19 protein-coding genes and 1 pseudogene are annotated in these 23,382 nt (G+C 71.6%); 10 read left to right on the forward strand and 10 right to left on the reverse strand.

Features of this window, described 5'->3' with window-relative positions:
- The first annotated feature begins 56 nt into the window (after positions 1–56).
- Genes FB559_RS33925 through FB559_RS44245 form a run of 5 tightly spaced genes read left to right on the forward strand, consistent with a single transcriptional unit; the run spans position 57 to position 7,476 of the window.
- A complete protein-coding gene (locus FB559_RS33925; RefSeq protein WP_141961012.1) occupies positions 57–917 on the forward strand; it encodes a glycosyltransferase in 861 nt (286 codons plus the stop codon).
- A complete protein-coding gene (gene glf, locus FB559_RS33930) occupies positions 907–2,058 on the forward strand; it encodes a UDP-galactopyranose mutase (protein WP_141961013.1) in 1,152 nt (383 codons plus the stop codon). Before FB559_RS33925 ends, glf begins: the two co-directional genes overlap by 11 nt.
- Entirely contained in the window at positions 2,055–3,959 is a 1,905-nt protein-coding gene (locus FB559_RS33935; protein WP_141961014.1) for a glycosyltransferase, read from the forward strand. Before glf ends, FB559_RS33935 begins: the two co-directional genes overlap by 4 nt.
- Entirely contained in the window at positions 3,956–4,867 is a 912-nt protein-coding gene (locus FB559_RS33940) for an ABC transporter permease (RefSeq protein ID WP_141961015.1), read from the forward strand. The genes FB559_RS33935 and FB559_RS33940 overlap by 4 nt, the downstream gene beginning before the upstream one ends.
- Positions 4,867–7,476, forward strand: a complete 2,610-nt coding sequence (locus tag FB559_RS44245; protein ID WP_185792530.1) for an ATP-binding cassette domain-containing protein — start codon at positions 4,867–4,869, stop codon at positions 7,474–7,476. The genes FB559_RS33940 and FB559_RS44245 overlap by 1 nt, the downstream gene beginning before the upstream one ends.
- Here FB559_RS44245 and FB559_RS33960 read toward each other — a convergent pair.
- The 5 genes and pseudogenes from FB559_RS33960 to FB559_RS33980 all read right to left on the reverse strand — a co-directional run bounded on the left by FB559_RS33960 (position 7,473) and on the right by FB559_RS33980 (position 13,420).
- The gene (locus FB559_RS33960; RefSeq protein WP_141961016.1) at positions 7,473–8,594 is read right to left on the reverse strand and encodes a GDSL-type esterase/lipase family protein; all 1,122 of its coding nucleotides are present in this window, start codon (positions 8,592–8,594) and stop codon (positions 7,473–7,475) included. The two genes, FB559_RS44245 and FB559_RS33960, sit on opposite strands and share 4 nt — an antisense overlap.
- Positions 8,595–8,685: 91 nt before the next feature.
- Positions 8,686–11,562 carry a WD40/YVTN/BNR-like repeat-containing protein gene (locus FB559_RS33965; RefSeq protein WP_141961017.1) on the reverse strand — a complete coding sequence of 959 codons (2,877 nt, stop codon included), beginning with the start codon at positions 11,560–11,562 and terminating at the stop codon, positions 8,686–8,688.
- A 204-nt stretch (positions 11,563–11,766) separates the two neighbouring features.
- Positions 11,767–12,636, reverse strand: coding sequence for a GNAT family N-acetyltransferase (locus FB559_RS33970; protein ID WP_221640321.1), 870 nt, complete (start codon positions 12,634–12,636; stop codon positions 11,767–11,769).
- 14 nt (positions 12,637–12,650) lie between these two features.
- A pseudogene (locus FB559_RS33975) lies at positions 12,651–13,184 on the reverse strand (Clp protease N-terminal domain-containing protein); the annotation flags it as partial.
- Positions 13,185–13,186: 2 nt separating this feature from the next.
- Entirely contained in the window at positions 13,187–13,420 is a 234-nt protein-coding gene (locus tag FB559_RS33980; protein ID WP_141961019.1) for an RNA polymerase subunit sigma-70, read from the reverse strand.
- 246 nt (positions 13,421–13,666) lie between these two features.
- Between FB559_RS33980 and FB559_RS33985 the strand changes: the two genes are divergently transcribed.
- On the forward strand, positions 13,667–15,265 hold the full coding sequence (locus tag FB559_RS33985; RefSeq protein ID WP_141961020.1) for an acyl-CoA carboxylase subunit beta: 1,599 nt from the start codon (positions 13,667–13,669) through the stop codon (positions 15,263–15,265).
- Between the two features lie 39 nt (positions 15,266–15,304).
- Here the strand turns inward: FB559_RS33985 and FB559_RS46925 are convergent, their stop codons facing one another.
- Positions 15,305–15,742, reverse strand: coding sequence for a helix-turn-helix domain-containing protein (locus tag FB559_RS46925; protein ID WP_141961021.1), 438 nt, complete (start codon positions 15,740–15,742; stop codon positions 15,305–15,307).
- Here FB559_RS46925 and FB559_RS33995 point away from each other — a divergent pair.
- From FB559_RS33995 to FB559_RS34010, 4 genes are all read left to right on the forward strand, one after another.
- Entirely contained in the window at positions 15,631–17,556 is a 1,926-nt protein-coding gene (locus tag FB559_RS33995) for an ATP-binding protein (protein WP_141961022.1), read from the forward strand. The genes FB559_RS46925 and FB559_RS33995 overlap by 112 nt on opposite strands.
- A 3-nt stretch (positions 17,557–17,559) precedes the next feature.
- Positions 17,560–18,312 (forward strand): enoyl-CoA hydratase family protein, encoded by a 753-nt coding sequence (locus tag FB559_RS34000; RefSeq protein ID WP_141961023.1) that lies wholly within the window; start codon positions 17,560–17,562, stop codon positions 18,310–18,312.
- 19 nt (positions 18,313–18,331) lie between these two features.
- On the forward strand, positions 18,332–19,162 hold the full coding sequence (locus tag FB559_RS34005) for a CPBP family intramembrane glutamic endopeptidase (RefSeq protein ID WP_246122294.1): 831 nt from the start codon (positions 18,332–18,334) through the stop codon (positions 19,160–19,162).
- A gap of 61 nt (positions 19,163–19,223) precedes the next feature.
- Positions 19,224–20,159: a Ppx/GppA family phosphatase gene (locus tag FB559_RS34010; RefSeq protein ID WP_141961024.1), complete on the forward strand. Its 936-nt coding sequence runs from the start codon at positions 19,224–19,226 to the stop codon at positions 20,157–20,159.
- A 53-nt stretch (positions 20,160–20,212) separates the two neighbouring features.
- Here FB559_RS34010 and FB559_RS34015 read toward each other — a convergent pair whose 3' ends face one another.
- The 4 genes from FB559_RS34015 to FB559_RS34030 form a co-directional block, all read right to left on the reverse strand.
- Positions 20,213–20,833: a TetR/AcrR family transcriptional regulator gene (locus FB559_RS34015; protein ID WP_246122296.1), complete on the reverse strand. Its 621-nt coding sequence runs from the start codon at positions 20,831–20,833 to the stop codon at positions 20,213–20,215.
- A 104-nt stretch (positions 20,834–20,937) separates the two neighbouring features.
- Positions 20,938–21,123 carry a hypothetical protein gene (locus FB559_RS34020; protein WP_141961025.1) on the reverse strand — a complete coding sequence of 62 codons (186 nt, stop codon included), beginning with the start codon at positions 21,121–21,123 and terminating at the stop codon, positions 20,938–20,940.
- A 116-nt stretch (positions 21,124–21,239) separates the two neighbouring features.
- Positions 21,240–22,538, reverse strand: a complete 1,299-nt coding sequence (locus tag FB559_RS34025; RefSeq protein WP_141961026.1) for a helix-turn-helix domain-containing protein — start codon at positions 22,536–22,538, stop codon at positions 21,240–21,242.
- Between the two features lie 55 nt (positions 22,539–22,593).
- Positions 22,594–22,857 carry a hypothetical protein gene (locus tag FB559_RS34030; RefSeq protein WP_141961027.1) on the reverse strand — a complete coding sequence of 88 codons (264 nt, stop codon included), beginning with the start codon at positions 22,855–22,857 and terminating at the stop codon, positions 22,594–22,596.
- Between the last annotated feature and the right edge of the window lie 525 nt (positions 22,858–23,382).

Genomic DNA, 23,382 nt, shown 5'->3' on the forward strand with positions numbered 1-23,382 from the left:
AAGATGCAATCCGCCCAGCTGGCCCCATCAGTCTTTCGCCCCACCGAGATGGACGCATGGCCGAACCCTTCTCTCTTCTCCTCACCGTCTACGCGGGCGACCGTACGGACTATGTCCGGGAGGCGTTCCGCAGTGCGGTGGACGCCCAGACGCGCCGCCCCGAACAGGTCGTTCTCGTGCAGGACGGGCCCGTGCCCTCGGACCTCGGCGTATGCCTGGACGAGGTACGGGCGGGCAGCCCGGTCGAGGTCACGTTCGTGTGCCTGGAGCGCAACGGCGGACTGGGCGTCGCCCTGGACCATGGGCTGGAGGCCAGCCGGCACGACGTGGTCGCCCGCATGGACGCCGACGACATCGCGATGCCGCAGCGCTTCGCGGTGCAGCTGCCGGTGATCGAGGACGGCGCGGACCTGGTCGGCGCGGGCATGCTGGAGTTCGGCTCGGACCGAGGGGACATCGTGGGCCGCCGTACGCCGGTGTCGGATCCCGGCGACATCGCACGGTACGCACGCCTGCACGACCCCTTCAACCACCCGACCGTGGTGTACCGGCGAAGGGCCGTGGTCGCGGCGGGCGGCTACGGGGACCTCCCGCTGATGGAGGACTACTGGCTGTTCGCCCGCATGATCGCCACCGGCGCGACGATGGTGAACCTCACCGAACCTCTCGTGTACTACCGCGTGGGCGACGGCGCGTACGAGCGGCGCGGGGGAGTGGCGCTGCTGCGCGCCGAGCTGCGCCTGCAGCGCGAGCTGCTGCGGGGCGGTTTCACCACGCGCGCCCAGTACTTTCGCAACGTGAGCGTCCGCGGCGGCTACCGGCTGACGCCGGCCTGGATCCGCCGCCCGCTCTACCGGCGGTTCGTCGCCCCACGCGGCGTCCGCGACGCGCCCGCCGAGGCCGCACGTGAACGTTGATCTCGTCATCGCCGGCTCGGGACTGTTCGGCCTGACCGTGGCCGAGCGCTGCGCGCGCGAGCTGGGCCTGCGGGTCCTCATCGCCGAGCGCCGCGACCACATCGGCGGCAACGCGTACAGCGAGGTCGAGCCGTCGACCGGCATCGAGGTGCACCGGTACGGCGCGCACCTGTTCCACACCTCCAACGAACGCGTGTGGGACTACGTCAACCGGTTCACCGCCTTCACCGGCTACCGGCACCGGGTCTTCTCGATCTACAAGGGCCGCGTCTACCCGATGCCGATCAACCTGGGCACGATCTGTACCTACTTCGGCCGTGCCATGTCCCCGGACGAGGCACGCGCGCTGATCGCCGAGCAGGCCGGCGAGGTGGCCGAGCCGAAGAACCTGGAGGAGAAGGCGATCTCCCTGATCGGGCGCCCGCTGTACGAGGCGTTCATCCGCGGCTACACGGCGAAGCAGTGGCAGACCGACCCGCGCGAGCTGCCGGCCGAGATCATCACGCGGCTCCCGGTGCGCTACACCTTCGAGGACCGCTACTTCGCCGACCGCCACGAGGGCCTGCCGGTGGACGGCTACACGGCATGGCTCGAACGCATGGCCGACCACCCGCGGATCGAGGTACGCCTCGGCACCGACTTCTTCGACCTGGGCACCGCCGGCGACGTCCCGGTCGTCTACACCGGCCCGCTGGACCGTTACTTCGGCTACTCCGAGGGCGCGCTCGGCTGGCGCACGCTCGACTTCGAGCGTGAGGTGCTGCCGACCGGCGACTTCCAGGGCACTCCGGTGATGAACTACGCGGACGAGGACACGCCCTACACCCGCGTCCACGAGTTCCGCCACTTCCACCCGGAACGTCGATACCCCGCGGACCGCACCGTCATCGCGCGGGAGTACTCCCGCTTCGCCGAACCCGGCGACGAGCCGTACTACCCCATCGACACCGCCGAGGACCGGGCGAAGCTCACCCGCTACCGCGAGCTGGCCCGCGCCGAAAAGGACGTCTGGTTCGGCGGGCGCCTCGGCACCTACCGCTACCTCGACATGCACATGGCCATCGCCTCGGCGCTGACCATGGTCGACAACCGCCTGCGGCCGCGCTTCCGCGGTCGTATCGGCACCAAGGAGGCCACATGAGAGTTCTGCAGCGGGTCGTCCTGCCCGCCGACCGCGACCTCGACGTACTGAAGTTGTACGTCGAAGGCCGCGGCGGGCGCGGGGAGACGGCCGCCGCAGGACCGGGGCAGCGCGAGGTCCGGGTCGCCGGGCGGCGGAGCGCCGCGGTGGCGGCCGGCGGCCGGGCGTCGTTCTGCACCTACTTCAACGCGTTCCCGGCGAGCTACTGGCGCCGCTGGAGCGTCGTGGAGCGGGTACGGCTGCGGATGCGCGTCCGCGGCGACGCCATCGTCATCGTCTACCGCTCGACCGGCAAGGGCTTCGTCCAGCGGGTGACGCAGCTCGAGGTCGACTCCGACACGGCGGTCGACCGCGAGCTCGACCTGCCGCTGGATCCCTTCATCGACGGCGGCTGGTACTGGTTCGACATCGCCGCCGGCGATCGCGAGGTCGTCCTCGAACACGCCGAGTGGTGCACCGACACCGACCGGGCCCAGGGCAGCACGAGCATCGGCATCACGACGTTCAACCGCCCCGCGTACTGCGTCGGGCAACTGCTCGCGATGGGTGAGGCGAGCGAGGTCCTGGACGTCGTGGATGAGATCTTCGTCATCGACCAGGGCACCAAACGGGTCGAGGACCAGCCGGAGTTCGCGGAGGCGGCCGAGGCTCTCGGCGGGCGGCTGCGCCTCATCGACCAGGGCAACATCGGCGGCTCGGGGGGCTTCTCCCGCGCGATGACCGAGACCCTCGACGCCGGCCGCAGCGACTACGTGCTCCTCCTGGACGACGACGTCGTGGTCGAGCCCGAGGGCATCCTGCGCGCGGTGGCCTTCGCCGACCTCGCGCGTACACCGACGATCGTCGGCGGCCACATGATGGACATCTTCAACCGCTCGGTGCTCCACGTCTTCGGCGAGTCGGTCGCGCGCTACCGCTGGTGGATGACGCCCGCGCCGCACACGTTCCTCGGCCACGACCTGGCCGCGCACCCGCTGCGCGAGACGCCGTGGCTGCACCGCCGCGTCGACGTGGACTACAACGCCTGGTGGATGTGCCTGATCCCGGTCGACGTCATCCGCAAGGTCGGGCTGTCGCTGCCGTTCTTCATCAAGTGGGACGACATCGAGTACGGCGTACGGGCCCGCGAGGCGGGGTTCCCCACCGTCTCGCTGCCGGGCGCGGCCGTGTGGCACGTGCCCTGGCACTCGAAAGACGACACGCTCGACTGGCAGGCCTACTACACCGAGCGGAACCGCCTGATCACGGCGCTGATGTACTCCCCGTACCCGCGCGGCGGCAACATGCTCAAGGAGAGCATGTTCATCGCCACCAAGCACGCGCTCGCGATGCAGTACTCCACCGTCGAGCTGATGCTCATGGCGGCCGAGGACGTGCTCGGCGGCCCGGAGGGCCTGCACGGGGCGATGACCACGAAGATGGCCGAACTGCGCGCCCTGCGCGGCGGCTTCCCCGACGCGAGAGCCGAACCGGACCTCGATGAGTTCCCCGAGGTCAAGCGGCGGAACCCGCCGAAGAAGGGGCGCGAGCCGTCCGCCCCCGAGGGCCGTAAGGCGATGATCAGGACGGCGCTGGCCGGCGCGGTCCGCCAGCTCCGGCCGGTCGACGCCTTCTCGCGCGAGCACCCCGAGGTCACGGTGCCGCACGTCGACCAGACCTGGTGGCTGCTGTCGCGGTACGACAGCGCCCTGGTCTCCTCGGCCGACGGTACGAAGGCGGCGTGGTACCAGCGCGACCCCAAGCGGTTCCGCACACTGGTACGGCGGAACATGGCCCTGCACGCGCGGCTCGCACGTGAGTGGCCCGAGCTGAGCCGCCGCTACCGTGAGGCCATCCCCGAGCTCGCCTCGACCGACCGCTGGAGAGAGACGTTCGAGGCCGCCCGCCGGGAGCAGCCATGACCGGAGGGCCTGCCACGGTCCAGCCGCTGCTCGCGCCGGGCCGGGGCGGCGGGCTGCACGACGTCGCCCGGCGGAGGTACCTGCTGCGGCTGCTCGTACGCCGGGAGCTGCGCAGCCGCTATCAGGGATCGCTGCTCGGCCTCGGCTGGTCCTACGTGCGCCCCGCGGTCAACTTCGCGGTCTACTTCTTCGTGGTCGGCATCTTCCTCAAGATGAGCAAGGCGATCCCGAACTTCCCGGTGTTCCTGTTCTCCGGCATGGTGCTGATCAGCTTCTTCACCGAGACGCTGATCACCACGGCCTGGTCGATCGTCGGCAACGCCCCGCTCGTGAAGAAGGTCTACCTGCCGCGCGAGCTGTTCCCCGTCTCCTCGATGCTGGTCTCCGGCGTGCACATGCTGCCGGCGCTCGCCGTGCTCATGGGCGGCGCGGTGTGGGCCGGGTGGGCGCCGTCGTGGATCGCGGTCGGCTCGATCCTGCTGGCGTTCGGCATCGTGGCGGCACTGGCGATGGCGTTCGGCCTGCTGTTCGGCGCGGTCAACGTGTTCTTCCGCGACTTCGGGCAGGTCGTGGACATCATCAACATCGTCGTCCCGTGGTCGGTCCCGATGATCTATCCGTGGACCACGGTGCAGGAGGCCACGCACGGCGGCTGGCTCCTCCAGGCGTACCTCGCCAACCCGCTGACCAGCGCGGTGCTGCTGTTCGAGCGGGCCTTCTGGTGGCCGACCAACGACCAGGCGCTCACGCTGCCGAACGGCGCGCCCGCCCTGCCCGGCGGGCGGCTCGCCTTCCCGTACCACCTCACCACGCGCGGCCTGACCGGCCTGCTCGCCGCGCTGGTGCTGCTGGCCGTGGCCCAGCTGGTCTTCGCCCGGCTGCAGCGACGCTTCGCCCAGGAGCTTTGATGGAGTCCATTGTCGTCGACGGGGCCTCCAAGCACTTCACCCTGCGGCATGCGCACTCCATCAAGGAGATGACCGTACGCGCGGCGCGGCGGCAGAGCCTGTCCGAGCGCTTCACCGCGCTGGACGAGGTCTCGCTCGCCGTCGAGCAGGGGGAGTCGCTGGCCCTCATGGGTCTCAACGGCTCGGGCAAGAGCACCCTGCTGAAGCTCATCTCCGGCGTCATGCAGCCCGACCGGGGCTCGGTGGGCGTACGCGGCCGTGTGGCCGGGCTGATCGAGGTCGGCGCGGGCCTGCACCCCGACCTGACCGGCCACGAGAACATCTTCCTCAACGCCGCGATCCTCGGCATGAGCAAGGCCGAGACCGAGGCCAGGTACGACGAGATCGTCGCCTTCTCCGAGATCGAGTCCTTCCTCGACACCCAGGTGAAGTTCTACTCCTCCGGCATGTTCATGCGGCTCGGCTTCGCGGTGGCCGTGCACACCGACCCCGAGGTCTTCCTCGTGGACGAGGTGCTCGCCGTCGGCGACCCGCCGTTCCAGAAGAAGTGCCTCGAACGCATCCAGGAGTTCCACGCCGAGGGGCGCACGCTCGTCATCGTCTCCCACGACATGGGCACGCTGGAGCAGGTCTGCGGCCGCGGCGTCGTGCTGGAACAGGGGCGCCTCGCGTACGAGGGCGGCATCCAGGGCGCGGTCGACTTCCTCACCCCGCCGGACACGCCGCTGGAGGCGGAACGGCGCAAGCGGGCCCGCTCGGAGGCCGACCCGGAGAACACCGCGCGTGCCGAGGCCGAGCTGCTGGCCCGCGAGGTCATGCCGGACGCGACGCGGTTGCCCGACCCGCTCGCCACGCTGGAGCACGGCCTGTCGCTCGCCGCCGGGCAGGACGGCATGGCGCTGGAGTTCGGCGTGCACACCGGCGGCACGCTGAAGGTCATCGCCGCGGCGCGTGAGGGCAAGAACGTCTTCGGCTTCGACTCGTTCGAGGGACTGCCGGAGGACTGGCGCGAGGGGTTCCCCGCCGGGCACTTCGCGGTGGACGAGCCGCCGGAGGTGCCCGGCGCGGAGCTGGTCGTCGGGCGCTTCGAGGACACGCTCGCGGACTTCCTGGAGGAGCATCCGGATCCGGTGGCGTTCGTGCACGTCGACGCCGACCTCTACTCCTCGGCACGTACCGTGCTCGGCCTCGTCGGTCCCCGGCTGGCCGTCGGCACGGTCATCGTTTTCGACGAGTACTTCGGCTATCCGGGCTGGCGGGAGCATGAGTACCGGGCCTGGCAGGAGTACGTGGCCGAGTCCGGCGTGCGCTTCGACTACAAGGGCTACACGACCGGCAACGAGCAGGTCGTCGTGCGGATCACCGGCGTGACGAACGGTGACCGCCGGACCGTGCCGATCGCCGCCATGCCGTTCGCCGTGACGACCCTCGCGGGACGCGCACCGGTGGCGGACGCAGCGCCGGCGGAGCCCGCGGAGCCCGTCACCGGAGACCCCGAGCCGGTGGCGAAGGGTTCGGTCCGCAAGGCCGGCGGGCGGCTGCGGGAGCTGGACGTCCTGCGCTTCGTCGCCGCCGCGGTCGTGATGCTGCACCACTACACCGGCGTCCCGGCGCCGGAGTGGCCGGGCGGCAGCGCCCGCCGGGTCTTCCCCGCGCTCGGCTCGGTCACGCGCTACGGCTTCCTCGGCGTCGAGCTGTTCTTCCTGATCAGCGGGTTCGTCATCCTGCTGAGCGCGTGGGGCCGCAAGCCGGGCGACTTCGTCGTCTCGCGCATCGTGCGGCTGTTCCCCGCGTACTGGGTCGGTGTGCTGCTCTCGCTCGGCGCGTACCTGGCGTTCAACTCCTGGGTGCCCTTCGGCCCGAACACCGACGGCCCGCTCGAACGGTTCCTGCCGAACCTGACGATGCTCCAGGAGGGTGTCGGCTCACAGCGCATGGAGGTCATCTACTGGACCCTCTATGTCGAGCTGCACTTCTACGTGCTCATCGCATTGTTCGCGTGGACGCGCATCACCTACGCCCGATGCGTCGCGTTCATGGGCGCGTGGCTGTTCTTCAGCGTCTTCGCCCTCGAATCGAACTCCGCCTTTCTCAAGGTCGTGCTGCTCTGGCGGTACGCGCCGTTCTTCGTCGCCGGTATGGGCTTCTACCTCATCTACAAGTACGGCTCGAACCTTCTCGTCTGGCTGCTCATCGGGGCGGGCTGGGCGCTCGGCTGCTACTACGACGTCAAGTACAACTTCCCGGACTTCACGGCCGCGCCGCACTCCCTCTACATCATCCCGGCCGTGGTCACGGTGATCTTCGGGATCATGGCGCTGGTCGCGACCCATCGGCTGGCATGGCTCCGCTGGCGCGGCTTCACCGTGCTGGGCATGCTGACGTACCCGCTGTACCTGGTGCACCAGACGATCTCCCGCACGTTCGTGCCGCGGCTGGTCCCCCACATGGGCCGCTGGGCCGTGCTCGGCGTCCTCATCGCGAGCGCGCTGCTCGCCGCCTCCCTCATCCACCTGCTGGTCGAACGCCCGGCCCAGCGCCACCTGCGGCCCAAGCTCAAGGCGGCGCTGGACCGGATCCGCGCCGGGGGTCCCGCGACCGGCTCCTAACGTGCCGGCGCCAGGCCGATCGTGTCGATCTCCGCGCTGCACGTGGCGTGGGTCAGCCGTACGGTGTCGCGTCCGGCGTTCAGGTCGACGTCGGCCGCCGTGATCGTCCAGCGGTCCCATCCGTACGCGGGGTAGCGCAGCTCTCCGCCCGGCCGCCCGTTGACGGTGAGCCGTTGCTCGCACGTGCCGTCCGAGCCGTTGCCGGCCCGTACGTACAGGCGGTAACGCCCGGCGCGCGGCAGCTGCAGCGCGAACTCCAGGAAGCTGCCGGCGGCGGACAGGTAGCCGACCTTCCCGTTCCCCGAGGCGTTCGGGGTCGTCAGGCGTTCGCCGTTGTTGACCGTCGCGTACGTCGGCGACTCCGCCTCCCAGCGCGTCATCGGCCGGCCGGTCAGCGCGGAGTACCACGTCGTGGCCATCTTGGCGTAGCCGCCGCTGGTGGGATGGATGCCGTCGCCGGACAGGTCGTCCTTGGAGAGCGCGGAATGCATGTCGACCAGGTGGACGTGGCGGCCGGCGGCCGCCTTGGCGGCGACGAGCCCCGTGATGGCCGCGTTGTAGGCGCGTGCCCGTGCGTCGCGGGCCTTGCCCGCCAGCGGGGTGATCGTCGCGACGTACACCTGCGCGGCCGGCACGGTCGCCGTGATGGAGTCGAGCAGCGCGTTCAGCCGTGCCGGGGCCGTCGGCAGGCCCCACCGCTGGACCACGTCGTTCGTGCCGATCTGCAGCAGGACGATGCCGGGCCGGTACTCCAGCAGCCAGTCGCGGGCGTGCTGGGACAGCTGCCGGATGCGCCAGCCCGGATGACCCTCCTCGTCGCGGTCGTCCAGCTGCGACGGTCCGCCCGACCGTGAGCCGACGAAGTCGGGTTTCATCCCGTCGGCCCTCATGTACTGCCACAGGTCGCTGCGGTAACCGCCCGATGACTGCAGGCCGTCGGTGATCGAGTCACCGAGCGGCATGACGCGTACCGGCGCCGACACGGGCGCGTCCCTGTGCGGCGCCATCACCAGTGCGCGGTGCGGGGCGCCGCCGGCCTGCAGGCGCATGCCGGCACAGGCCGCGAGGCTGACGAACAGCACCACCGCGGCGATGATGATCCGGTCCAGGCGCGTCACTGGCGGGGGTCCCAGGGTCTCGGCCGGTCTAAGAACCCGCGCGCCCTACCCGCGCGGGTTCTACGGACGACATGACTCACAGCACTATGACTCACGGCAATGGCCGCCGCCACAAGGTCGGCTGTTCGCCGTGGTGGTCCGCGGTGATCCCGACGGCCAGCAGATCGGAGCCGAGCACGGTCAGCCCCGTGAGCCACTGGTCACCCCGGCCGGAAAGGCCCGTGCCCTGAGGCGACTGCGCGGCCCAGGAGTGCCCGTCCGCCGACGTCCACAGCACCACGTCCTCGCGGCCCGGCCGTCCCGCGGCGCCCGCGATGACAAAACCCTTTGGGGTGGCGGTCACGGCGGTGACGAAGGAGTTGTGGTCACTGGAGTCCGCGCCGTCCTGGCCCGCCCTGGGCAGCCTGACCTCCTGCCACGACGTGCCCCCGTCCGATGAGGCGAACGCGAACGCGGCGCGCCCGGAGGAGGTCGTCGCCGTGCCGGTCGCGACGAGCAGGCCGCCCTTGATCGCCACCTTGTCGAACCATCCCTCGAGCGAGCCGGCCGGTTGCGGCAGCTGCTTCAGCGTCCACTTGTGCCCGTCGGCGGAGGTCCAGACGGCGGGCCTGCCCTGGGGGGCGTCCTTGACCGCCGGGTCGCTGAGGCCGCCGACGGCGACGAAGCCGGACGGCCCGGCCACGACGCTGCGCATCCAGCGGTTGGCCGTCGCCTTGCCCGCGAGGTCGCCGCCGTTGCCGGCCTTCCACGACTTCAGGTCGGAGGAGAACCAGGTGCCCGCGGAGTAACCGGACTCGCCCACGATCACGTAGCCCCCCGCGCCGGCCGTCGCGGCGTACGTGGCCACGTGACCCTCTGGGCCCGCGTCGAACCCGTCGGCCGCATGCCAGCTCGTGCCGTCCGACGAGGTCACGACGAGAGGCCGCGCGGCGTCGTATCCCACGGCGAGCCAGCCCGCGGCGCCCGGGGTCACGCCGATGAGCCGCTGCTTGCCGGGCCGTGCCAGTGCCTCGCCCGTGCCGCTCGCGCGGGCCCAGCGGGTGCCGTCGGATGAGGTCCAGACGGCGCCGTCGCCGTTGGTACCGCCCACCGCGACCCGCAGGTTCGGCCCGGTGGCCACGGACGTCACGGTCTGGTCGGGCTGCGCGGCGCCCGGGATGGCGGACACGTCGACCGGGATCTCCTGGCCGAGCGTGTCGCGTACCGCGAGCACGCCGTCGGTGTCCTGGCCGTCGTCCTCGCGCCCGGCGACGATGGTCGCGCCGGCCGTCACCGCGACGCCTTCGACCGTACGGCCGGACGAGGTCGCCACCTCGCCGCCGTTCTGCCAGGCACGGCCGTCCTCGCTGCGGGCGAGCAGGACCTTCTTGTCGCCGCCGATCACGGCGACGAGGCCGCGGTCGGATCCGGTGAGGCGCTGCAGGCCTCCGTAGCCGGGCAGGTGGATCTCTCCGGCGGGCTGCCACCGGCTGCCGTCCGCCGACGCCATCACCACGCCGTAGTGCTCGGACTTGCTGCTCGCGTTGCGGCCGGCGACGAACCCGCCGGCCGTCGCGCCGATGGCGATGCCCGGCCCGGCGGTGCCCTTGGGGTGCGGGATGTCGACCGCGGCCCAGGACCGCCCGCCGTCGGCCGAACGCCACACCCCGTCCCTGATGATCTGGCCCTTGGCGTCGGTGGCCCAGCCGTAGGTGATGACGGTGTTCCCGCGCGTGGCGACGTCGATCAGCGACAGCGGTCCGCCGGACAGCGACATCTTGAGCTGGTCGTTGCCCAGGCGTTGCCACTGCCTGCCGTCGGATGACAACCATACCACCGGTACGGCGTCGCTGTAGTCGCCCTTCTGCGAAGTGCTCCCGACGGCGACGAAGCCGCCGCTCGTACGGGCCACCCGGGTGATCTTGTCGCGGCCGAAGACCGCACCCGTCGAGTCGGGCTGCCGGGTCCAGGTCCTGCCGTCGCGGCTCGTCCAGACCGCGGTGCCGGTACGCGAACCGCCGAGGGCGACCCAGGCGCCGTCCGAGCCGCCCACCACACGAGGCGTGTCGCCGTATCCGGGCTCGGCGCCATCGGGCGTGCGCACGTCGGCGAGGCGGAAGGAACGCCCGCCGTCGGTGGAGACCAGGAACTCCCCGCGGTAGTCGGCGGTGTCGGCCTCTCCGCCGACCGCGACCACGATCGAGCCGGAGGACGCCACGCCGAGAAGCTCCTGGTCGCGGCCGTCGGACTTGGCCGCCGGGTCCGCTGTGAACGTGGCCGCCGCGAGCTTCGCGGCGGGCCCGGTGGAGGTGTGCGGGGTGCCGCGTCCGGACAGCACCACGACGGCGGCGGCGGCGATCACGGCGGCGACGGCCAGGCCCGCCACCGTGATCAGGATCGGCCGCAGGCGCCGCCGGCCGCCGGCGCGCTGGGCCGTCTCCCGGCGCCACGGCTCGTCATAGACCCCCGGCGGTCCGCCGTAGGGGAGCTGCCCGGGCATCGGCGGGCGGGATTCGGGTGCGCGGGGTTCGGGCGGGCGCGGCGTGGAGCGCGGGCTGGTGGCCGAGGGCGGCAGGTCGAAGGTGGTGGCGTGCGGGTCGACCGTGGTGGCGTTCGGGTCGCCGCCCGCCGGGGGTCCCGGGTTCGGCTCGCTCCGCGGGACGGGCAGGTGGTACGCCGGCCAGCCGGAGGGTAGTGGTGCGTCCGTCACGGTGGGTTCGGACGGCGGCGCCTCGTTCGCCGGGTCCCAGAGCGGCTGGGGCGGGATCCGCCAGGGATCGGAGGCCGGCGGGGTCTCGAACCGCGGCTTGCCGCCGGGGTCGACCGTGGGCCCCTCGTCGTCGTACGGGCGCTCCCCGTACGGGGGAGGCGGGGCCCACGGCGGGACGGCGGCCGGTGGTGTGCCCGGGTGCCGGCCGCCGGGAGGCGGGGGAGGTATCGCCCAGGGGTCTTCGGGAGGCGGATCCGCGTCAGGTTCGTCGTCAGGCATGTCGTGCCGAGTCACGCTCACCCTCCCCGTCTATCGCCGTGAATGGCGACCCCCCGCGACGCGACCTTCCACAATACGATCGTGGCGGCATCTTATCCGGACAAAGCGGGCAAGCGCCTCGTTCACCGTGTGGTGTGACCTATCCGCAAACTTTTCTCCGCCCGAAAAGTGTTCTGTGGCATTCGCCGGGCCGCATTACGGTCGCTATGGCCCGACGAATGCGGCGAGAATCGGCCGGTAGTGCAAGCCGAGGCCCTGATAGAGGCGGACCGCGGCCTGGTTCGTCTCATCGACCATGAGGGCGGCGCTTCCATGCCGGGCCAGCGCGGCGGCGAGGATGAAGCCGCAGACGGCCCGGCCGAGGCCGCGTCCGCGTGCGTCCGCGCGCACCGCCACGCCCGCCATGAAGCCGACCGCGGGAGCGGACCAGGCGAGCGCCGCGACGGCCGTGAGCCGCCCCGCGTCGTCGCGTATCCCGGCCCACCGCTCGACGCCGGGGACGCCGGGCATCGCGTCCGAACCGGGGGAGACGGCCTCCAGGAGTGCCGTCGCCTCGGGCAGTTCGCCGCCGCCGAGCCAGCGGGCGGCCCGCTCGCACGGGGCGTCGTTCTCCGTCCGCCCGCACGCGGTGGCCTCGGCCTCCATCCACCCGAACGACTTGCCGGTCACCAGTTCGGGCAGAGTGTCGGCGAGCGCTCTGATCGACCCGGGGTGTCCGAGCGGGCGGTACGTGGGACCGACCTCACCGAGGACCTCGCGTACCAGGGGCACCGAGGCACCGGCGGGGCCGTGGACGGCGATCCGGTCGCGCCGCGAGATGCCGGACCCGGCGACGGCGACGGCACGGCCGTCCTCACTCGCCCAGGCGCGGCCGCGTCCGCCCAGGCCCTGGGCCGCCCACAGGCACAGGGTGTCGCCACCGCACAGTGCCGCCAGTTCGTCGTGGTCGTCGATCGCCCGCATCGGCCGGCATTCTGCCATTCCCCGGCGAACCGCCCGGTCGGCAGGGGTACGGCCCGCCTCGGTGCCGTACGGCGTGGGATCCCCGTACGGCACCGTCGGGAGTGCGGTCATGCGGCCTTGGGGGGAATCAGCCGTGTCACGTCGTCCCGCAGATCGTCGAGATCGACGCCCGTGGTCGCGAGCACCTGCGCCGCCAGTCCTTCGCCCTCGCGGAGGATGCCCAGCAGGATGTGGCCGGTGCCGATGTACTTGTGCCCCAGCCGCAGGGCCTCGCGCAGGGAGAGTTCGAGGGCCTTCTTCGCCCGCTTGCTGAAGGGGATGTGTCCCGACGGGACCTTGCCGCCCCGCACGTCCAGCGCGCCCGGGCCGAAGCTCGCCTCGGTCACGCGCCGTACCTCCTCCAGGTCGATGCCGAGGGTGGCGAGCGCCTCGGGATCCAGGGCGTCACCCTCCGAGGTGACGATGCCGACGATCCGCCGGCGCAGGTCGTCCGGGTCGAGGTTCCGGCCCCGCAGGGCCTGTGCCGCCGGGCCGCCGTCTCCGCCCAGCAGTGCGAGCAGGAGGTGCTCGGTGCCGATGTAGGGATGGCGCAGCCGGCGGGCCTCCTCCTGCGCCCGCTGCACGACCTGGCGCGCCTCGTCTGTGAACCGTTCGAACATCCCTACCGCTCCTTACCGAGGATCCGCCGGCCGCCGCCGTGTTTCTTGTGCACGGCCTGCCGGCTGACGCCGAGACAGACCGCGATCTCCTGCCAGGACCATCCCTGGTCGCGTGCGTTGCCGACCTGCAACGTCTCGAGCCGTTCGGCCAGCTCGCGCAGTGCGCGGACCGCCCGCAGCCCGACCGCCGGGTCACGGCTGCTCGCCTCCTGGGCGAGCTGTACTCCATCGCTCATGCCGTCAACATAGGTTGACACGGAGGCGTCTGTCAACCCAAGTTGACGCGCGGCGGCATGAGTCGAGGCCGGGTGTGCGGGGGAGGTCAGGTGGGGGTCGTCGCGGGCCGCGGATTCCACCGGATGAGAGGCGTCGAATGAGATTCCCCTCACCGATGTGGATCTTCCCTCGACAGGGCCGCTTGGCCATACTCGACGGACGGATGTCAGCCTGGGGAGCAGGCCCGAAGCAGTGAAAGGCGAGGTATGACGGTTCTCACCAGCACGCTCGACCCGGCCGGCGACGCGTACGCCGAGCGCCGGGTGGCGATGCTGGCCAAGCTCGCGGAGCTCGACACCGAGCAGGCGAAGGCGGTCGCGGGCGGCGGCCCGAAGTACGTCGACCGGCACAAGGGACGCGGCAAGCTCCTGGCGCGCGAGCGCGTCGAGCTGCTGCTCGACCCGGACGCTCCCTTCCTGGAGCTGTCGCCGCTCGCCGCGTGGGGCAGCGACTTCGCCGTCGGCGCCAGCGTCGTCAGCGGCATCGGCGTGGTCGAGGGCGTCGAGTGCGTGATCGTCGCGAGCGATCCGACGGTGCGTGGCGGCTCCAGCAACCCGTGGACGATGGCCAAGACCTTCCGCGCCGGCGAGATCGCGCTGGAGAACCGCCTGCCGCTGATCAACCTCGTCGAGTCCGGCGGCGCCGACCTGCCCACGCAGAAGGAGATCTTCATCCCGGGCGGCCGGATGTTCCGCGACCTGACCAGGCTCTCCGCGGCGGGCATCCCGACGATCGCGCTCGTCTTCGGCAACTCCACGGCAGGCGGCGCGTACCTGCCCGGCATGAGCGACCACGTCGTCATGGTCAAGGACCGCGCCAAGGTGTTCCTCGGCGGGCCGCCCCTGGTGAAGATGGCAACGGGGGAGGAGTCCGGCGACGAGGAGCTGGGCGGCGCCGAGATGCACGCGCGTACCAGCGGCCTGGCCGACTACATGGCCGCCGACGAGCACGACGCGCTGCGCATCGGCCGCCGGATCGTGGCCCGTCTCAACTGGCACAAACAGGGCCGGGAGCCGCTCCCGGTGCGGCCTCCCGCGTACGGCGAGGAGGAACTGCTCGGCATCGTGCCGGAGGACCTGAAGATCCCCTTCGACCCGCGCGAGGTCATCGCACGGATCGCCGACGGGTCGGACTTCGATGAGTTCAAGCCGCTGTACGGCACCAGCCTCGTCACCGGCTGGGCGACGCTGCACGGCTATCCGATCGGCGTCCTGGCCAACGCCCGCGGCGTGCTGTTCGGCCAGGAGTCGCAGAAGGCCGCGCAGTTCATCCAGCTCGCGAACCAGACCGGCACCCCGCTGCTCTTCCTGCAGAACACCACCGGCTACATGGTCGGCAAGGAGTACGAGCAGGGCGGCATCATCAAGCACGGCGCGACGATGATCAACGCGGTGTCCAACAGCCGGGTACCGCACCTGACCGTCATCATGGGCGCCTCGTACGGCGCGGGCAACTACGGCATGTGCGGCCGGGCGTACGCGCCACGGTTCCTGTTCACCTGGCCGAGCGCGAAGTCGGCGGTGATGGGACCGGCCCAGTTGGCCGGGGTGCTGTCCATCGTCGGCCGCCAGGCCGCGCAGGCACGGGGGCAGGCTTTCGACGAGGAGTCCGACGCGCAGATGCGCGCGATGGTCGAGGCGCAGATCGAGTCGGAGTCGCTGCCGTTCTTCCTGTCGGGGCGGTTGTACGACGACGGCGTCATCGACCCGCGCGACACACGTACGGTGCTCGGGCTCTGTCTTTCCGCGATCAACAGCGCCGCCGCCGCCGAACCGGCGAACGGCTACGGAGTCTTCAGGATCTGACGTCCTCCCCCCGCCTGACGGTGGGGGATTCCACCCGGCCTAAGCAAAGGAGAGCGCGAGTTGAGGTTCGCGGTTCACGGGCCCGCCCAGCGGCAGACCTCCCCGCGCGGTCACGGCACGTCCTGCCGCGATGTTCTCGGCGGGCGCGCCTGCCCGTCCCGGCCTCCAATGCCGGTGCCGCTCCACAGCCAGACTCCAGACAAAGCGGGCCCGCATGCGATGCTTCGACAACGCCTGCTCCTGGTCAGGCGTGGGCTGAAGCCGAAACCGCGTGCGAACACGCTGTTGACCACCACCGACATTCTGAGGAGGGAGCGGCGTCTCGGTCCCAGTCCGAAGACCGGAGCCTGCACGCCGCGCAGACCATGATCTCCAGACTGCTGGTGGCCAACCGGGGCGAGATCGCCCGGCGGGTCTTCCGGACCTGCCGCGACCTCGGCATCGAGACGGTCGCGGTCTTCTCCGAGCCGGACGCACGCCTGCCACACGCGATCGAGGCCGACCGTGCCGTACTCCTGCCGGGCGCGACGCCCGCGGAGACCTACCTGGACCAGAAGGCGATCATCGGCGCCGCCAGGGCGGCCGGGGCCGACGCGATCCATCCGGGCTACGGCTTCCTGTCCGAGAACGCCGGCTTCGCCGAGGAGGTGATCGGCGCCGGCCTGACCTGGGTGGGGCCGCCGCCGGCCGCGATCTCCGCGATGGGCCTGAAGATCGACGCGAAACGGCTGATGCGCGAGTCGGGAGTGCCCGTACTGCCCGACCTCGACCCCGAGACGATCACCACGTTCCCCGTACTGGTCAAGGCGTCGGCCGGCGGTGGTGGCCGCGGCATGCGCGTCGTACGCGGCGCGGCCGATCTGCGCGAGGCGGTCGAGTCGGCGCGGCGCGAGGCGGAGTCGGCGTTCGGCGACCCGGCCGTGTTCTGCGAGCCACTGCTCACCGGCGCCCGCCACATCGAGGTGCAGGTGCTCGCCGACACCCACGGCACCGTGTGGACGCTGGGGGAGCGGGAGTGCTCGATCCAGCGGCGCCACCAGAAGGTGATCGAGGAGGCGCCCTCGCCCGCGGTCGACACGGAGCTGCGGCAGCGGCTGAGCGAGGCGGCGGCCGCGGCCGCCCGTGCCATCGGGTACACCGGCGCGGGGACCGTGGAGTTCATGCTCGCCCCGGACGGCGGCTTCTTCTTCCTCGAGGTCAACACGCGGCTGCAGGTCGAGCACCCGGTCACCGAGTGCGTCTACGGCGTCGACCTGGTGGCCCTGCAGATCGAGGTGGCCGAGGGCGCCGCGCTGCGCGACCCGCCCCGCCCCTCCGGCCACGCCATCGAGGCCCGGCTGTACGCCGAGGACCCGGCGGAGGACTACCGGCCCCACAGCGGCACGCTGCACGCGTTCGAGGTCACGGGCGTCGACGCGGAGTTCCGTGCGCCACCGTCGTACGGGCTGCGGCTGGACGCCGGGGTGGCGTCCGGAAGCGTGATCTCCACGCACTACGACCCGATGCTCGCCAAGGTGATCGCCTACGCCCCGACCCGGGCCGCGGCGGCCCGGCGGCTGGCCGCCGCGCTCACCGGCGCGCGCGTGCACGGGCCGGTCACCAACCGCGACCAGCTCGTCAACACGCTGCGGCACCGTGCCTTCCTCAGCGGCGACACCGACACCGGCTTCCTCGACCACCACGACACGACGGGCCGGCTCGCCGGCGACGAGGCCGTACGCCTGTCCGCGCTGGCCGCCGCGCTCGCCCAGGCCGCCGCCAACCGCACGTCGGCCGTCGTGCTCGGCGGACTGCCGAGCGGCTGGCGCAACGTGCCCTCACAGCCCCAGCGCAGCGCCTTCGAGGAGGCCGAGGTCGCCTACCGTCTCACCCGCGACGGCCTCGTCGCCGAGGGCCACGAGGGCGTCGAGCTCGTCGGCGCGGGCCCGTCGGAGGTCGTGCTGGCGGTCGGTGGCATGCGCCTGCGGTTCGCGGTCACGCGGTACGGAAGGCGCGTCCACGTCGACTCCGTGCTCGGACCGGTGGCGCTCACTTCGATCGAACGCCTGCCCGACCCCGCCGAGCAGATCGCGCCCGGCACCCTGCTCGCCCCCATGCCCGGCTCGGTGATCCGGATCGCCGTCAGCGAGGGCGACACCGTCGAGCGAGGCCAGCCGATGCTGTGGCTGGAAGCGATGAAGATGGAACACCAGATCCTCGCCCCGGCGGCCGGCGTCGTGGCGACACTGCACGCCGAGGTCGGCGGCCAGGTCGAGACCGGCGCCGTGCTCGCCGTCGTCACCGAGGAGTAGCAGATGGATCCGCTCGTGAGGGTCGCCGGCGATGGCGGCGTGGCGACGATCACCCTGGACTCGCCACGCAACCGCAACGCGCTGTCGCGGCGGCTCGTCACCGAACTCCACGAGGCGCTCACGACCGCGCTCGGCGACGAGGGCGTACGCGTCGTGGTGCTCACCGGGGCGGGCACGGTGTTCTGCGCGGGTGCCGACCTGAAGGAGCAGTCGGCCGGTGAGCCGCCGCCGGACGTACCCGGGCTCGTGCGGCTCATCTGGGACAGCCCGAAACCGGTCGTGGCCCGCCTGAACGGCCCAGCGCGGGCCGGCGGGCTTGGCCTGGTGACCGCGTGCGACCTCGCCGTCGCGCCGGACACCGCGACGTTCGCCTTCACCGAGGTACGGCTCGGCGTCGTGCCCGCCATGATCGCCGTGACCTGCCTGCGGCGCATGGACCCGCGCGCCGCCGCGGAGTACTTCCTGACCGGAGAGGTCTTCGACGCGCGGCGCGCCCAGGAGATCGGGCTGATCAACCGGGCCGTGCCCGCCGGCGAGCTGGACGCGGCGGTCGCCCACTACACCGGCATGCTCCTGCGCGGCGCGCCGGAGGCCCTGGCCATCGCCAAACGACTGCCGCGCACCGTCCCGGCGATGGACGTGGAGGAGGGCCTCGCGCGGATGGCGGAACTGTCCGCGGAGCGCTTCGGCTCGGACGAGGCACGCGAGGGCATCGCGGCCTTCCTGGAGAAACGCGACCCGCGGTGGATCCCCTGACCACTGCTAACGTGCGCCTGTGACCTTCCCCGACCCGCCGGCGGCCGACGACCATCAGGGCGCCGGGCCAGGACGCGCCACCCTGACCCCGGACGCTCCGGTGCTCGGCCGGCGGCTGCTCACGGCCGAGATCTGGGTGGTCTTCGCGCTGTCGCTGGGCGCCAGCGGCGTGTCGGCGCTGCTGCAGCTGATCGCCTCGCTCACCGCGTCCAAGTCGCTCTCCCGGCAGCAGGCGCTGCTCGTCGGCTCTCTCGCGCCCGGACGGCCCTGGATCGACCTGATGTACCAGCTGTTCAACATCGCGGTCGCCCTGGCGCCGGTGGCGCTCGTGGCGTACCTGCTGCTGCGGTCGGGCGAGTCGCTGGCCACACTGGGCGTCGACCGGCGCAGACCCACGCAGGACGCCGTACGCGGCGCGCTGCTGGCCGCGGTGATCGGCGGCGCCGGTCTGCTGCTCTACCTCGGCGCCTACCACGCCGGCGCCAACCTCACGGTCGTGCCCGCGAACCTGCCCGCCGTCTGGTGGCGCATCCCGGTGCTCCTGCTCGCCGCCGCGCAGAACGGCGTGCTGGAGGAGGTCCTCGTCGCCGGCTACCTCCTCCACCGGCTCTCCCAGCTCGGCTGGCGGCCGGGCCACGCCCTTACGGTCAGCGCCCTGCTGCGCGGCTCGTACCACCTCTACCAGGGCTTCGGCGGCTTCGCCGGCAACGTCGCCATGGGACTGATCTTCGGCCGTCTCTACCAGCGATGGGGACGCGCGACACCGCTGGTGATCGCGCACACGCTCATCGACGGGGTCACCTTCGTCGGCTACACGCTCCTGCACGGCCACGTGGCGTGGCTGCCCTGACGGCTAGGAGTTGGTCACATCTGCCGAAAAGGACACAGGGTGAACCGATAGCGTCTAAGGCATGAGACTCGGTGTCCTCGATGTGGGCTCCAATACCGTGCATCTGCTGGTGGTGGACGCACACCAGGGCGCGGCACCACTGCCGGCCTTCTCCCACAAGAACGAGCTGAGGCTGACCGCCCACCTCGAAGACGGCAATCGGCTGTCCGAACTGGGCGCGCGGCTCCTGCGCGACTTCGTCGACGACGCGTTGCGCATCGCCGAGGACAAGGGCGTCGAGGAGGTCGTCGCCTTCGCGACGTCGGCGATCCGCGACGCGGTCAACGGCGAGGAGATCCTCGCCGGCATCCGCGACCGCAGCCGCATCGACATCCCGGTGCTGTCGGGCGAGGACGAGGCCCGGCTGACCTTCCTGGCGGCGCGACGCTGGTTCGGCTGGTCGTCGGGGCGGCTGCTCGTCCTGGACATCGGCGGCGGCTCGCTGGAGATCGCCTCGGGCGCCGACGAGGAGCCGGACTCCGCCGTGTCACTGCCGCTCGGTGCGGGCCGTCTCACCCGCGACTGGTTCGGCACGGACCCGCCGCCGCCCGAGGAGGTGCGCCAGCTCCGCAAGCACGTCCGCACCACGATCGCCCGCGAGGTCGGCGGGGTGCTCCGGTACGGCGCGGCCGACCATGCCGTGGCCACCTCCAAGACCTTCCGGCAGCTGGCCCGCATCGCCGGCGCGGCGCCCTCGAACCAGGGCCCCCTCGTGAAGCGCGTGCTGTCCCACGCGGAGGTCGTCGAATGGGCCGGACGGCTCCCGGCGATGACCGCCGAGGAGCGCGCCGAGCTGCCGGGCGTGTCGGAGGGACGGGCGCCACAGCTTCCGGCCGGCGCGATCGTCGCGGACGCGGCCATGGACCTGCTCGGCGTCGCGGAGGCCGCCGTGTGCCCCTGGGCGCTGCGCGAAGGCGTCATCCTGCGCAGGCTGGACCTGCTGCCCCAGTCACCGTGACCCGGCGCCCGTGGCCCGTACGGCCAGCGGGGGCGGTCGGCTCGCGCCGTGGGTCACGTCTCCCAGTGGCGGGTGATCTCCTCGCGTGCGGGGGGTGGTCCGGGGAGCGGGCCGGACCGGTTCGGGCGAAGGGCGTCGAGCGTCAGGGCAAGGCAGCGTTCGCGTAGCCGTCGCGTACGGTGCTCGTCGCCGAAGCGTACGGCCGTCAGCTGTTCGAAGATCAGCGCGATGTCGTCGAGGACCACGTCGGCGCGGATCGCGCCCGCGGCCTTCGTCCGCTCGAACAGACGCGTGCTGAGTTCCTGCGCGCGCAGCGCGGCCTGGCGCAGTGGTGGATCGGGGGTGAACGTGCCGGCGAGACGCAGCGTCAGCGCGTACAGGTCGGCGGCGACGACGCGGTGCATGAAACGGCAGAACACGCCCCAGCGGTCACCCGCGTCCGACAGTGCGGCCGCGGCCTCGGCGTTGTAGCGGCGTACGGCGTCGGCGCACAGGCGCCGGAGCAGATCCTCTTTCGAGGCGCTGCGGCGGTAGAGGGCGCTGATGCCCACACCCGCACGCTCGGCCACGGCGGAGATGGGCGCCGACGGATCGGCCGCGAACACCGCGCGCGCGGCCGTCAGGATGAGCTCGTCGTTGCGTGCCGCCTGAGCTCGGCGGCCGTTCAGCGGCACGGACCGGCCTCCATGTGCTCAGCATAGGCGGAATGAACGGTTCCGTTCTGCCGGATTCCGGCGGGTCGTGCGCGGCAGGGGCGGGCACGTACGCGTGGCGGTGGTCAGTGGTGCCGGTGGTGCACGACGTGGTGTACGACGTGGTGGTGGACCACGTGGTGATGAGAATGACCGCAGGCCGTGAGCCCGAACAGGGCGGGCACGAGGGCCACGCTCGCCACGGCGGCCAGGCGAAGTCGTTTGACCAGCACGTCTTTTCCTCCGATGTTCAGCGGCCTTCCAGCACTCATTCAGCGTGTCCGGATAGGCGTACAAGGAAAGACGCAGCGCGAGGACGCGCGGTTCCATCGGGAACCGCGCGTCCGTCGCTTCGGTGGTCTGTCCGCGTACGGGCGAAGGACGCGGGTCAGAGGTCCATGCAGGACAGCGCGCGCTGGAAGGCCGCCTTCTGCCCCTCGGGCTGGCCGGCCGCGCCGAACAACTCGGCGAGATCGAACCAGGTGCTCGCGGCCGGGCGGTGCGCCCCCATGTTCTCCAGGTACTCCACGGCCTTCGACAGGGCCGCCACGAAGTCCTCGCGGCGGCCGAGCCTCCCGCACGCCTCACCGAGCACGGCATACGCCCTAGCGATGGCGAGCCCGGCGGTCTCCTGCAGGAGCTCCGTCGCGCGGCGGGCCAGTGCGGCCGCCTCGACCGGATGCCCCAGCGTCAGCTCGGCCTGGGCCTCGATGGTGACGCACCAGGCCATGTCGACGGTGCTCGCGGAGCTGGCGTCCAGCTCACGCTCGGCCTTGAGCAGGATCTCACGTGCCTGGTCCGCGCGCTCCGGATGGGCGGTCATCAGGAACAGCGCGTACGCGGTCCGCAGCCGGCTGAGGTTGCGCGGGTCGTCCTCCTCGCCGAGGAGCGCGATCGCACGCTCGGCCAACTTCAGCGCGGTCTCGAACTCGCCACGGGACTCCGCGACGAACGCCGCGTTCCAGTACACGGCCATCAGGGCCCGCGGGCTGCCGATCGTCTCGGCGCGTTCCACGAGAGCCTGGGCCAGCTGGGTGGCGTAGGCGAGGTCGCCGCGGTAGTAGTAGGCGCCGAGAGTGGTGGCACCGAGCATGACCATGGCGTCGCTCCACTGGCCGCCACCTTCGGTCAGCTGCTCGAGCGCCTTTTCGCCCGCGTGGATGCTGGCGGCCAGGTCGCCGTGTTCACGCAGGCACCGGCTCAGCGCGATGTGCAACTCGGCCCATCGGTCGGGATCGGCCTGCGGCGAGGTCAGCTCCGCGGAGGCCCGCAGCTCGGCGACGGCCTCCTCCAGCGCACCCGTCGCCTCGAGCGCGAGCGCGTAACCCGACCGGGCCTCGAGCGCCAGCTCGGGCAGGTCGGCGAGCGCAGGGTGGGCCAGCACCTCGGTGAAGCACGTACGTGCCTCGTTCGCCTCGCCGTTCTGCAGGGCCATCTGCGCATACCGTAGGGTCTCCTGCAGCCCCGTCATCGCCTCCTCGGTCACCCCTGTCGTCAGGTAGGCGACCGAGCAGTCGAGCTTCCTGGCAAGGAGGGCCACCATGCTGGGCGCCGGAGTGCGCTTGCCGCTCTCGATCAGGGATACGTAGCTGTCGGAGAGCTCTGGCCACGCGAGCTGCGCCTGAGACAGGTTCCTCCTCAGACGCAGGTTACGTATCCGTTCGCCCAGCGATTCTTGACTTGGCATCCCGCCCACCTCTACAAGAAAGTGACAGAACTACACGAAAGGATAGAAAAGAATGTCACAACTTCGGAGAGCCATCGCTGCGATCGTCCTTGCGACGATGGGAGGGCTCGTCGGGTTCGGGTTCGTCGGAGCCGGCTACACCGCCGCTTCGGCCGCGCCCATGCGGGCGCCGCAGACTGTTCCAATCGTCTGCTGCTGACGTTCTGACCTGTAGTTTCTCGATGATCGGCACCAGCTTGAAGGTGTCCCGGACACGGTAGGACCGGCCGGGATCGACACTTCGACGGCCCGCGAGCGTCGGATGGTCCATCCCGGCCACATCCGAAGGATGTCAGTAATGGCCTAGTGTGGCCGTGGTCGGACGGTCACCGATACCGACCGCCACGGGGGTACCCGGCCCTCCGATGCGCCTGCGGTAGGCCCGCGCCCCCGCCGAACCCCCCGGACCGGCACGGAACGCCTGCAGGGGCTTCGCCGTTCTACGACGGGGTACGTGGACCGGCCACCGTCTCTTCGATGCCCGGGGGAGCGGCGCGGTCACCGCCACCGAACACGAACCCCGTCATCGGCGCGACCTGCCGCACCACCGACGCGTGGCGGATCGTCCGCCCTGTACTTCGAGACCTGCTTGGACACGGCGCTCTCCGTCTCACGGTTGTGAAGGCGTACGGCGTCCGCGCGCAGCCGGGAGAGCAGACCCTCCTTTGCGGCACAGCGCCGACAGAGGGCGCTGAGACCGACACCGGCGCGCCCGGCCGCGCGGTCGACAGGGGAGCCGCCCGGATCCGCGGCGAACACCGTACGTGCGGAAGTCGGGATGAGCTCGCCGTTTGCATGCCACCTG

This window comes from Actinoallomurus bryophytorum, assembly GCF_006716425.1.
In the GTDB taxonomy this organism is placed as follows: Bacteria; Actinomycetota; Actinomycetes; order Streptosporangiales; family Streptosporangiaceae; genus Actinoallomurus; species Actinoallomurus bryophytorum.